General features: G+C 69.8%; 10 protein-coding genes. 4 read left to right on the forward strand and 6 right to left on the reverse strand.

Annotated features, from left to right (window positions below; genetic code table 11):
- Positions 1 to 6: 6 nt before the first annotated feature.
- Positions 7 to 753, reverse strand: coding sequence for a hypothetical protein (locus ACTWO6_RS18715; protein WP_446215122.1), 747 nt, complete (start codon positions 751 to 753; stop codon positions 7 to 9).
- Positions 754 to 930: 177 nt separating this feature from the next.
- Here ACTWO6_RS18715 and ACTWO6_RS18720 point away from each other — a divergent pair, with 177 nt between their 5' ends.
- The gene (locus ACTWO6_RS18720; protein ID WP_446215123.1) at positions 931 to 1,191 is read left to right on the forward strand and encodes a hypothetical protein; all 261 of its coding nucleotides are present in this window, start codon (positions 931 to 933) and stop codon (positions 1,189 to 1,191) included.
- Between the two features lie 149 nt (positions 1,192 to 1,340).
- Here ACTWO6_RS18720 and ACTWO6_RS18725 read toward each other — a convergent pair whose 3' ends face one another.
- Together ACTWO6_RS18725 and ACTWO6_RS18730 are read right to left on the reverse strand one after the other, a co-directional pair.
- Positions 1,341 to 1,649, reverse strand: a complete 309-nt coding sequence (locus ACTWO6_RS18725; protein WP_446215124.1) for a MoaD/ThiS family protein — start codon at positions 1,647 to 1,649, stop codon at positions 1,341 to 1,343.
- Positions 1,646 to 2,761: a WD40/YVTN/BNR-like repeat-containing protein gene (locus ACTWO6_RS18730; protein ID WP_446215125.1), complete on the reverse strand. Its 1,116-nt coding sequence runs from the start codon at positions 2,759 to 2,761 to the stop codon at positions 1,646 to 1,648. Before ACTWO6_RS18730 ends, ACTWO6_RS18725 begins: the two co-directional genes overlap by 4 nt.
- 218 nt (positions 2,762 to 2,979) lie before the next feature.
- Between ACTWO6_RS18730 and ACTWO6_RS18735 the strand changes: the two genes are divergently transcribed.
- Positions 2,980 to 3,399, forward strand: a complete 420-nt coding sequence (locus ACTWO6_RS18735) for an MmcQ/YjbR family DNA-binding protein (protein WP_446215126.1) — start codon at positions 2,980 to 2,982, stop codon at positions 3,397 to 3,399.
- Positions 3,400 to 3,511: 112 nt separating this feature from the next.
- On the opposite strand, the gene ACTWO6_RS18740 is transcribed toward ACTWO6_RS18735, so the two are convergent.
- From ACTWO6_RS18740 to ACTWO6_RS18750, 3 genes are all read right to left on the reverse strand, one after another.
- Positions 3,512 to 4,720: an MFS transporter gene (locus ACTWO6_RS18740; protein WP_446215127.1), complete on the reverse strand. Its 1,209-nt coding sequence runs from the start codon at positions 4,718 to 4,720 to the stop codon at positions 3,512 to 3,514.
- A 75-nt stretch (positions 4,721 to 4,795) separates the two neighbouring features.
- A complete protein-coding gene (locus tag ACTWO6_RS18745) occupies positions 4,796 to 5,590 on the reverse strand; it encodes a 2-keto-4-pentenoate hydratase (protein WP_446215128.1) in 795 nt (264 codons plus the stop codon).
- Positions 5,591 to 5,694: 104 nt separating this feature from the next.
- Positions 5,695 to 7,215 carry an SLC13 family permease gene (locus ACTWO6_RS18750; RefSeq protein WP_446215129.1) on the reverse strand — a complete coding sequence of 507 codons (1,521 nt, stop codon included), beginning with the start codon at positions 7,213 to 7,215 and terminating at the stop codon, positions 5,695 to 5,697.
- Positions 7,216 to 7,661: 446 nt separating this feature from the next.
- Between ACTWO6_RS18750 and ACTWO6_RS18755 the strand changes: the two genes are divergently transcribed.
- Both ACTWO6_RS18755 and ACTWO6_RS18760 read left to right on the forward strand, forming a co-directional pair.
- A complete protein-coding gene (locus tag ACTWO6_RS18755) occupies positions 7,662 to 8,825 on the forward strand; it encodes a pyridoxal-phosphate-dependent aminotransferase family protein (RefSeq protein ID WP_446215130.1) in 1,164 nt (387 codons plus the stop codon).
- 62 nt (positions 8,826 to 8,887) lie between these two features.
- Positions 8,888 to 11,818 carry an FAD-binding and (Fe-S)-binding domain-containing protein gene (locus tag ACTWO6_RS18760; protein ID WP_446215131.1) on the forward strand — a complete coding sequence of 977 codons (2,931 nt, stop codon included), beginning with the start codon at positions 8,888 to 8,890 and terminating at the stop codon, positions 11,816 to 11,818.
- The last annotated feature ends 114 nt before the right edge of the window (positions 11,819 to 11,932 follow it).

Genomic DNA, 11,932 nt, shown 5'->3' on the forward strand with positions numbered 1-11,932 from the left:
GAGGACTCAGGCCCACTCACCCGTGAAGAGCGGAGCGACGGGGCGCTCCCGGCGTCCGATCCGCAGATCCCCGAAAATCGTGCTCCGCTCCGCTCGCTCGACCTCCGCGTCCAGGTCGATCCGCAACTCCTCGGAGGCGTCGTGGGCCGCACCGATGAGCACCATCTCGGTCCCGGGGTGGTCGAGAAAGTCGGGCGGGTCGAGCGGGGCGAAGCGACGATTGTGGAACTTTCCCTGCAGCGCGGCGGGCAGCTTGACCTTTTGGGACCCACGCAGGCCGACTCCGGGCGGGGAGGGTGCCTGCGGGTTCTTCACCGTGACGATGTAGCTCGCCTCCGTCTCGATGCCGAGTTCGTGCTGCGCCTCGCCGGGACGCGTGGGCAGTTCGAGTTCGTACGCGAGATGGGTGTGGTCGTCGTGCCGCGCGATCACGTACGCCCCCTCCGCCGCCGGCCGGGCGGGCGGCTGCTCCCGCCTGCCACGGGTCCTCGTCCGGTACTCACGTGCCTGCAGGGCCTCGTGCAGCTGCTCAGGCCGGTCCACCACCGTGTCGACGAACGCCCAGAAGCGGTCGTGCTCATCGATCTCGGGGAGACGCTTCCGCCCGACCACGAGTAGCCGCAGATGGCGGCCGTGCCACGGGTGCATCACCACCAGCAGCCGCTGGACCTCTTCCAGGGAGTCGACGTGCTCCTCCTCGACCCGAGGACGGTAGAGGAAGTAGATGTCGCCGTCCTCCAGTAGCTCGGCCATTCGCGCCGCGTACCCCGAAACGGCGAGGCCAACGCTGCGGCTCATGCATCTCCGGCGGGACACCCGTCCGAGCGTCCCGTACTCCTGGCTCCGGGCCTGAGGCGTACCGCGGGCGTTTGCTCGCGTACGCCTCGGGCAATCGCGCGACGAAGCACCGTCACACGGGAGGAGCAGGTTATGAAGATCCACGACCCGGCCAGCCAGGCGATGCAGAAGGACTACGAGGTTTCCGACATCGAGCGACTGATGGGCAAGCGGGACTGGAAGAACTACGACGAAGTGATCAACTGGCTGAAGAAGGAGGGCGACGAGGACCGACGGTTCACCCCCGGCGAGGTGCAGCACATGATCGACGACTTCTCCCGGGCGCGGGACAAGCGGATGGACTTCGTTCGTGATCCCGACAAGCTCTGCCGGAATCTCAAGAGCAGCCGGTAGGCCCGTCGGGCCTCGACCCGCCGTCGACATGCCCGGGTCGCTGAAGGACAACTTTCCGCGGCCCGGTCATGCGGGGTAGCACCGGATCTCGACGCCATGATCCTTCGGCTCGGTCAAAAACTCCGAACGCCTGTCGCCTGAATGCCCGGCTATCCCCCGGCCATCGCCCCGAGGACGATGAACGGTTCCTCGCCGGCGATGACCCGCTCAGGTAGTGGTGTGTCGGGCGAGTCGTTGGACAGGTCCTCCTCACAGGCGTAGAAGCGGACGAACGGGCGGCGCTTGCCGTTGTGGCGGTCGCGGATGGTGCCGAGCAGCATCGGGTATTGCGCCTCGAGGGTGTCCAATACCAGGCGCTGGGTGACCTGCCCGGCACCCGGATCGGGCACCTCGAGACATACCTCGCCGCTGACGTGAGCCAGGTTCTTCAGGTGCGCCGGGAGGACGACCCGGATCACGGCAGCACCTGGACTTCCACGGAGAGCACGGCCGGCAGGTCCCGTGCGATGGGCGCCCAGCTGTCGCCACCGTCCGCCGAGTGGTAGACCTGGCCACCGGTGGTGCCGAAGTAGATCCCGCACGGGTCGAGCGTGTCGACCGCCATCGCGTCGCGGTACACGTTGACGTAGCAGTCGGACTGCGGCAGACCCTTGGTCAACGGCTCCCAGTCGTTGCCACCGGTGCGGCTGCGGTAGACGCGCAGCTTGCCCTCCGGCGGGAAGTGCTCGGAATCGCTCTTGATCGGCACGACGTAGATGGTCTCCGGCTCGTGCGCGTGCACCGCGATCGGGAACCCGAAGTCCGACGGCAGGTCGCCGCTGACCTCGCGCCAGTTCGCACCGGCGTCGTCGCTGCGCATGACGTCCCAGTGCTTCTGCATGAACAGCGTGTCCGGCCGGGACGGGTGCTGGGTGATGTGGTGCACGCAGTGGCCGACCTCGGCGTCCTGGTCGGGGATCTCCCCGGAGCGCAGGCCCTTGTTGATCGGCAGCCAGCTGGCGCCGGCGTCGTCGCTCCGGAACGCGCCCGCCGCCGAGATGGCGACGTAGATCCGGTCCTTGTTCGCCGGGTCCAGGATGATCGTGTGCAGGCACATGCCGCCGGCGCCGGGCTGCCACGTCGGCCCGGTCGGGTGCTTACGAAGGGCGGTGAGTTCTTTCCACTTCAGACCGCCGTCCGTGGACACGTAGAGGGCGGCGTCCTCCGCACCCGCGTACACGGTATCGGGGTCGTCGCGTGACGGCTCGAGGTGCCAGACGCGCTTGAACTCCCACGGGCGTGGGGTGCCGTCGTACCACAGGTGCTCGCCGACCTCGCCGGAGTAGGCGAAGTCGTTGCCGACCGTGGCCCAGGTCCGGCCGCCATCGTCCGAGCGCTGGATCAACTGACCGAACCAGCCGCCGGACTGGGACGCGTAGAGCCGGTTCGGGTCCGCCGGCGACCCGGTGAGGTGGTAGATCTCCCAGCCGCCGAAGTGAGGTCCGTCAACCGTCCAGTCCCCGCGGCTGCCGTCCGAAGTCAACGTGAACGCACCCTTGCGCGTGCCTACCAGCACCCGTACGCCGCTCATGCCCTCATCCTTCCGTCTTGTTTGACGATCCGCTCCGTTAGACCGTCCACCACGCCGACACTCATCGGTCTCAGTCGGTCGTACTCTCCGGTACGACGAATCGGCTGCCTGGCGTCGGACACTCGTCACCCGTCGAGGACCCGGATGGCGTGAACAAGCCCCTGGGTCAGCATTCCGCTGGGCGGGGCCTGTCGGAGGGGCCGGGTAGCGTCCCGTGCGTGACTGGCCCTGGAGACGTCCCACCCGAGATCCTCGACCGGCTCCGGCCCGTCTGCCTCGGGCTGCCGGAGACCTACGAGGAGCCAGCGTGGGTGGGAACGCGCTGGCGGATCCGCAAACGCACGTTCGCCCACGTGCTCTCGGTCGACCCCGACCACCAGCTGGCCTACGCCCGAGCTGCCGCGACCGACCAGCCGATCTGCGTACTGACGTTCCGGTCGCCCGGCGACGAGATCGCCGGGCTGATCGCCAGCGGCCACCCGTTCTTCAAGCCGGGCTGGGGCGCCGACGTCGTTGGCATGGTGCTCGACGAAGGCGTTGGCTGGGACGAGGTCGCCGAGTTGCTCACGGAAAGCTACTGCGTCCTGGCGCCGAAGAGGCTGGTCGCCCTGGTCGACCGGCCGTTCGAGCTCGGGTAGCGGAACTATCGGACCGTGGGCCCGGCGACCACTTCGACGGGTTCGAACCCACGGGCGCCTGTCCCGCCGTTGACCGGAACTCCTCGGCCCCTCGCAGCGAGGATCCGGAAGATTACCGGCGGAGAGACCAGGCCTGGGTAGCCGGCCGAACGATGGCGAGGAACAGGATCAGGGCGACGGCCTGGATGCCGGCCACGGTGACGATCACGGCGGTGATCGAGTAGTCGTAGAGGGCGCCGGTGAGCAGCCCCCCGACCAGAGTTGCCGCGCCCAACCCGGCGGCGAAGATGCCGTAAGCGGTGCCCCGCCGAGCGGCGGGGACGATGTCGGCGATGGCCGCACGCATGGTGGATTCCTGGATGCCGAGCACGGCGCCCCAGGCCAGGACCCCGGCGACCGCGGTCGCCATGGTGGTGGTGAAGGCAGCCAGCGGGATCAGGGCGGTCAGCACGGGTACCGCGACCAGTACCCGGAAGCCGGCCCGGTCGTACAGCCACCCGGAGGCCAGCGCGGCGAACGCGTCGATGCCCATCGCGCCGGCGTACACCACAGGGACCACCGCCACCGGTACGACGTGCCGCGTGGCGAGGTGGAAGCTGAGCACTCCGAAGGTGGCGTAACCAGCCGTGGTCAACACCGTGAACGCCAGATAGGTCCAGAACACGCGGGGCAGCCGGGCAGTCGGCGGGGCCGGCGCTGCGCCGGGTCGAGGGCCCGGCTCGAAGCGACGCGGGTCGGGCACGCCGGCGCGTAGCCACAGCAGCACGAGCATCCCCGCCACGGCGGGTACGGCCAAGGTGAGGAACGCGGGTCGGTAGTTGTGGGCGGTGGCGGCCAGTACGGCGGCGACCAGCAGCGGCCCGGCAACGCCGCCGGCCTGGTCGAGGGCCTCGTGGACGGCGAAGCCCTTGCCACGGCCCACGGCCGCAGCGGCGTGGGAGAGCATGACATCCCTCGCCGGGCCGCGGATCGCCTTGCCGGCACGCTCCGCGATGAACAGCGCCGCGGCGAGCCACAGTGCGGTGGTCAGCCCGAGTGCGGGCACGGCGACCATGGTCACGGCGTAGCCGACGAGGACGAGGGGCCAGTAGGCCCGGGTACGGTCGGCCAGGGGTCCGGTGCCCAGCCGCCCGGCCAGGGCGAATGCCTCCCCCGCGCCGGTGACGAGCCCGACGAGGGTCGCGGATGCGCCGAGGGTGGCCAGGTAGGGGCCGATGACTGACCGGGCGCCCTCGTACACCACGTCCGACAGCAGGCTGACAACGCCGAACGCGGTCACGAACCGCCACGGCGTCCACCTGATCGTGGGCGGGGCCTTCACCCATGCAGTCTGGCCTACCGGCAAGCTGGCCGGGCGTGGATCAGAGCGATGGTGGAGCATCGCACGATCGACGGATCAGGCGAACCGCACTGTCACGTCTCCGAGGCCCGAAAAGACGGCACGCCAGGTGCCCGGACCCCGCACGCTCTGGTTGCAGAACGATCCCGTGATCACCCGTTGGCCGGCTTCGAGCCCGCGGCCGTACCGGTGCAGCAGCGCGCAGAGGCGCGACAGCGACAGGAACGGGTCGTCCATGGAATCACCGGGGGTCCGGGTGGCGACCAGGGCGTCGTCGTGCCACAGTTCGACCGTGGTCCCGGTGAGGGCGGACCGCACGGGCGCCTCCGGGCCGACCACGATGCCCCAGTTGCCCAGGCCGTCGGCAATGGTGGTCGGGTCGTCCGCCTGCGCACCCAACCGGCGTTCGTTCAGTTCGAACGCCGGCGCGACCGCCCGCACGGCGGACCTCGCGGCTGCCGGATCGAGGTGGTCGCCGCGCAACGGCGCGCCCAGCACGAGGCACAGTTCCGGCTCCAGGTAGCAGGACCTGATCCGGTCATGGCCGAGCACGTCCCGCGAGCCGAGCGTACGGCTCTCCAGGAGATAACCGAACGGCCGGAAGCCCTTCCCCATCACGTCTCGACGCGGGCCGGAGGTGAGTCCCACCTTCCAGCCGGCCAGTCGCTCGCCGGCGGCCACCAACTGGTCGAGGACGGCCAACTGCAGGCCAAGTGCCTCGTGGACGTCGTGAGCGGCGGCGGTCGCGCCGGGGTCGGCGACGCCGTTCCGTCTCGCCTCGACGAAGGCCCTCACCAGTTGCTCGTCGTACACGTCGCGTCCTCTGTCGGGTCTGCGGCGGCCGGCTTCCACCACCCTCGGTCGGCAACGGGAGCGGGGAGGGACGGACGGCGCGTCCCTCCCCGCTGCCCCGTCAGGTCAGCCGTCGGCAGATTGCCGAGTGTGCCGGGTGCGGATCAGAGCCAGCCGGGCACGACGAAGATGAGCCACGTGACGACAGGGATGATCACCACCATGCTGAAGCCCCAGCGCATGAGGCCCTTGTACACGTAGTCCCGCTGTTCCTCGTTCGCGTTGGCGACGGTGAGGGCACCGCTCGTCGAGTACGGGCTCGAGTCGACGATGGACGACGAGAGCGCCAGAGCGGTGATCAACCCGACCGCCCCGACGGCGTTGTTGCCGGTCAGGAACGGTACGGCGAGCGGAATCAGGGCGCCGAGGATGCCGGTCGTCGAGGCGAACGCGGACACCGCACCGCCGATGAAGCAGATGACGAGCGCGGCCATCAACGGGGCACCGATGGTGGCGACCTCCTTGCCGAGCCAGTCGATCGTGCCGATGCTCTGCATGACGCCGACGTACATGACGATGCCGCAGACGAGCAGCACGGTGGGCCAGGCGACGTGGTTGACGGCGTTCTTGGCCGACTCCGGGGAGAGCAGGGTGAGGATCGCGGCCACGGTGATGGCGACCATGCCGACGTTGAGGTCGAAGAAGAGCGCGGCGACGGCGAGGCCCAGCAGCCCGACCACCGTCATGATTCGGTCCCGGTCCAGCCTGAGCGGCGCCTCCGCCTCGGCCGGCACGGTGGTGGTGCTGGCGGCTCCAGCCGACGACCTGGTCGCCTGGGCGGGCACGGGCGAAGGGGCCGACCCCGCGCTGACCGTGACGGTGCCGCCGGCCGGACGGGCGCTGGCGGCGTCTTCGTTGGCGAGGCTGACGCCCGAGTCCGAGGCTGCCTCCGTGGCCGGGTCGTTGGCCGGCTCCGCGCGCCGGTCCCTCGTCGTGCCGGTGGGGGTGGCGCTGACCAGATCGGCTTGGTCGATCGTGCCGGTGCCGGCGTCGAGGGCCCGGCGGGTGAGCAGTTCGCGGCCGCCCCACATGAAGTACGCGACGAGGCTGATGGCGAGGTTGACGAGGAACGAGGCCAGGAAGAGCAGGGTCGGGTTGCCCGGCAGCCCCGCCTTCTCGACCACCCCGTTGGTGATGCTGCCGAAGATGCTGATCGGCGAGAAGCCGCCGGCACTGGCCCCGTTGATGATCAGCAGACCCATCATGAGGGGGTTGATCTTGTACCGCCTCGCGAAGCCCAAGCCGATCGGGGCGATGATCGCCACCGCCGCCGGGACCACGGCCCCGATCGCGGTGAGGCAGGCGGTTACCAGGAACATGATCCATGGGATCAGGCCGACCCGGCCGCCGACCAGTCGGACCGCGGTCTGGATGAGCCAGTCGACCGTGCCGTTGGCCTTCGCGATGGCGAACAGGTACGTGACACCGACGAGGATGACGAACAGATCGCCGGGGAAACCGGCGAAGACGCCATCCGTCTTCTCGCCGAGGTCCTCCCCGTCGAGGACGGAGATGCCGACGATGAAGGCGGCGACGATCGCGAGCGCGCCGAGGTTCACCGGTCGGACCGTGGCTATCAGGAATATGAGGGCTAGAACGAGGATCGAGACGAGCTCTACCGACATGGGAGCCTCCCGGGTGAGGGGTCGGAGGTCAGCGGGATGGTGGGGCAAGAGCCGTGCCAGCCGGCAACTCGGTCTTCTTCCGGCGGTGCGCCGTCTGCCTCCCTCGGACTCGAGCTGGCAGATGTCCGTCCCGCTTGGACGAGCGGAGGCGACATCTGGACGGACGCGTACCGGTGGCGGGAGCTGGGGGCTGCACCCGCCACGGCACGGATCGCATAACACGGTCCTGTTTCCGCAATGCGAAAACTAAATTTCGTTCTCGGGAGTATGTGCCACATCACATCGACCGTCAAGACCGCCGACTGAACCGTCCAGCCGGGACAGACCGCGGCGTCCGCCGGACCGTCGGATGCTTGCGCTCTCCCGGCTGTTCGTTGATACGGTCTCCGTCATGCGGTAGACGACTTCCGCATGGCGGACTTTGTTACCTGAGAGGCAGCCTCGGTATGACCCCCACCGGCCGTCACTTCCTCCAGATCCCGGGCCCCACCAACACACCCGACCGGGTGCTGCGCGCCATGGCCGCGCCCACCATCGACCATCGCGGCCCCCGGTTCGCCGAGCTCGCACTGGAGGTGCTCGAGGCCGTCAAGCCGGTCTTCGGCACCACGCAGCCCGTCGTCATCTATCCGGCGTCGGGCACCGGTGCCTGGGAGGCTGCCCTGGTCAACACCCTCAGTCCCGGGGACCGGGTGGTGTGCTTCGAGACGGGCCACTTCGCGACGTTGTGGCAGGAGATGGCGCGCAGACTCGACCTCGAGGTCGACTTCGTGCCAGGCGACTGGCGGCACGGCGTCGACCCGCAGTCGGTCGCCGACAAGCTGTGCGACGACACCGGCCACCGCATCAAGGCCGTCCTCGTCGTACACAACGAGACCTCGACCGGCGTGACGAGCCGGGTCGCCGAGGTGCGGGAGGCGATCGACTCGACCGGCCACCCGGCGCTGCTGCTCGTCGACACCATCTCGTCCCTGGGATCCATCGAGTACCAGCACGACGCGTGGGGCGTCGACGTCACGGTGGCCGGCTCCCAGAAGGGCCTGATGCTGCCACCCGGGCTCAGCTTCAACGCGGTCAGCCAGAAGGCACTGGCAGCGTCGAGGAGCGCGCGGCTGCACCGGTCGTTCTGGGACTGGCAGCCGATCATCGAGGCCAACCGGCGCGGATTCTTCCCCTACACGCCGGCCACCAACCTGCTCTACGGGCTGCGGGAGGCGCTGCGCATGCTCGACGAGGAAGGCCTGGCCAACGTGTACGCCCGCCACCAGCGGCACGCCGAGGCGACCCGACTGACGGTCCGCGGCTGGGGCCTCGAGGTGCTCTGCGCGGACGAGCGCGAGCACTCGGGGTCGCTGACCGCCGTGATCGTCCCCGACGGGCACGACGCCGACAAGATCCGTGCCGTCATCCTGGACCGGTACAACATGTCGCTGGGCGCCGGTCTCGGCAAGCTTGCCGGACGGATCTTCCGGATCGGCCATCTGGGTGACTTCAACGATCTGATGCTCGCGGGCACCCTCGCCGGCGTCCAGATGGGCCTCGTCGCCGCCGGGGTTCCGATCGACACCACCGGGATCAACGCGGCTCTCGACCGCCTGCAACGTCCCTGAGTCGCGCCGGCGTACTCGCGTCATCCGTGCGTGGCACGGACTTCAGAGTGGAGGACAGGCCCTTGACCGTCAGTCAGAACCGTCTCGGCAGGGACGTCGAGGAGCTCGGCAGGGACCTTGCGCGGGACCTCGAGCGCGCACTCGACGGCGAGACGGGCTTCGATGCGTACACCCGTCACCTGTTCTCCCGGGACGCGAGCATGTACGCGATCCAACCGATCGGCGTGGTGTTCCCGCGCCACGCGGACGACGTCGCGGCGGCCGTCTCACTGGCCGGGAGGTACGGCGTACCGGTGGTCCCGCGCGGCGGTGGCACGAGCCTCGCCGGGCAGACGATCGGGCCCGGCCTGGTGCTCGACCTGTCCCGGCACATGCACCGCATCCTGGACATCGACGCGGACGCCCGGGTGGCGCGGGTGCAACCCGGAGTCGTGCAGGACCAGCTCAACCGAGCGGCCGCCGGGCACGGCCTGATGTTCGGCCCGGACACGTCCACCAGCAACCGCGCCACCATCGGTGGGATGCTCGGCAACAACTCCGCCGGCAGCGGGTCCGTCCGCTACGGGATGACGATCGATCACATCCGCGAACTCGACGTCGTGCTCGCTGACGCCTCCCGGGCCCGCTTCGCCCCGCTGGATCCGGCGGAGCGGACCCGTCGCGCCGCCCTGCAGACGCTTGAGGGGAGCCTCTACCGGCAGTTGCCGCACCTGCTGGAGACGTACGCGAGCGCCATCTCGACGGACTTCCCGGCGTACTGGCGACGGGCCTGCGGCTACCGTCTGGACCGGCTCGCCGGCGACCCGTCGTTCAACCTCGCCCCGTTCGTCGTCGGGTCGGAGGGGACCCTCGTGATCGCGACCGAGGCCCTCGTGGACCTCGTGCCCAAGCCGCGCCGGACGGTGATCGCGGTCGGCCACTTCACGTCGGTCCTCGCCGCCATCGAGGCGACCGAGGATGCCCTGGCCTGCGATCCGGCGGCCGTCGAGATGATGGACCGCACCATCCTCGACCTGTCCCGGCAGAAGATCGAGTACGCCGACCTCGGGCGGACCCTTGAAGGCGACCCCGAGGCGCTGCTCTTCGTCTCCTTCAGCGGGGACGACGAGCACCAACTCGTCGGTCAGCTCGATCGCCTGGCCGCGCTGTGGAGCAGGCACGGTCACGGGTACCACACGCTGCGCGCCGAGACGCCGCAGCAGCAGGCACCGCTGCTCAAGGTGCGCAAGTCCAGCCTCGGCCTGCTGATGGCCGCCGGCAGCGGGACCCGGCGTCCGCTCGCGTTCGTCGAGGACACCGCGGTGGACCCGAAACACCTCGCCGACTACACCAGACACTTCCGGGAGGTACTCGACCGGCACGGTCTCCAGGCCGGCTTCTACGGGCACTGCTCGGTCGGTTGCCTGCACATCCGGCCGTTCGTGGACGTCAGCAGACCCGAGCAGGTCCGCGCGATGCGCGCGGTCGCGGAGGAGATCAAGGATCTTGTCCGGGAGTACGGCGGGGTCAACTCCAGCGAGCACGGCGACGGCCTGGCCCGCAGCGAGTTCAACCGGGAGATCTTCGGCGAAGAGCTGTACGAGGCGATGCGTACCGTCAAGCGCATCTTCGACCCGAAGAATCTCATGAACCCGGGCAAGATCGTCGACGCGCCGTCGATGACCGAGAACCTGCGTGACGCCGCGCTTCCCCCGGCGCCGCCGATCAGGACGCGGTTGACCTTCGACGTTGTCGGGGGCATGCGGGGGGCGGCGGACCGGTGCATGAACATCGGGCTGTGCCGCAAGAGCGCGACCGGTGCCATGTGTCCGTCGTACATGGCGACCCGGCAGGAGGAGCACGCCACCCGGGGACGGGCGAACGCGCTGGTCAAGGCGCTCTCCGAGCCGGACCCCGCGGCGGCGCTCGGTGACGAGCGGCTGCACGAGATCCTCGACCTGTGCCTGATGTGCAAGGCGTGCAAGAGCGAGTGTCCGCTCGGGGTGGACATGGCGTCGCTCAAGGCCGAGGCCCTCGCACATCACCACGACGTCCACGGCGTACCGCTGCGCTCGCGGCTCTTCGGCGCCATCCGGCTGCTCAACCGCCTTGGCTCGGCCGTGGCGCCGCTGTCCAACCTGCCCGGCCGCGTCCGGCCGCTGCGCCGGCTGATGGACCGAGCAGCCGGCATCACGCCGAACCGTCCGCTGCCCGCCTTCCAGCGGCGCAACCTCGTCCGCTGGTTCCGCCGCCACGCCCGCCCGGTGGACGGGACGGCGCCGCTGGGCGAGGTGACCCTGCTCGCCGACTCCTTCACCACATTCACGGAGCCGGGAATCGGCCGGGCAGCGGTGGAGCTGCTGGAAGCCGCCGGCTGGACGGTCCGGCTGGAGAGCGGGGGATGTTGCGGTCGGGCCAGTTTCTCCAAGGGCCTGCTCGACGACGCCAGAAGAAAGGCAGGGTCGCTGGCCAGCAGGCTGGTGCGCTCGTCGACGCCCGGATCTCCGATCGTCGGGTGCGAGCCCTCGTGCATCCTGACCCTGCGCGACGAACACCGGCAACTGCTTCCCGACGACCCCGACGTGCGGGATGTCTCCGGCCGGGTGCGCCAGGTCGAGGAACTGCTGGTCGAGGCCATCGACTCCGGCCGGCTGCGGCTCGGCGAGTCGGGGCTGTCCGGCCGACGCATCCTCTATCACGGGCACTGCCACCAGAAGGCCGAGGTCGGTACGGCCGCCACCGTGGCGTTGCTGCGCCGCATCCCCGGCGTCGAGGTGGTCGAGCTGGACGCCGGATGCTGCGGGATGGCGGGTTCGTTCGGGTTCGAGTCCGAGCACTACGAGCTGTCGATGGCGGTGGGCAACGACCGGCTCTTCCCGGCCGTTCGGGCGGAGTCACCCGACACCGTGGTGGCTGCCACGGGCGTGTCCTGCCGCCAGCAGATACGGCACGGCACGCAGCGGGTCGCCTGGCATCCACTCGAGCTGGTCCGCCAGTCGTTGGCCGCGAGCTGACCATCGGCAGCCGCTGGCCCCGGTGCAGCCGACGACGGCCGGAGGGCAGGCGCAACGGCGCGTTCCCGGTGCGGGGCCGGCCCCCGGCGGCGCTGCTGTCGCAGCCCCGCCGGG

The organism is Micromonospora sp. IBHARD004, from assembly GCF_052814115.1.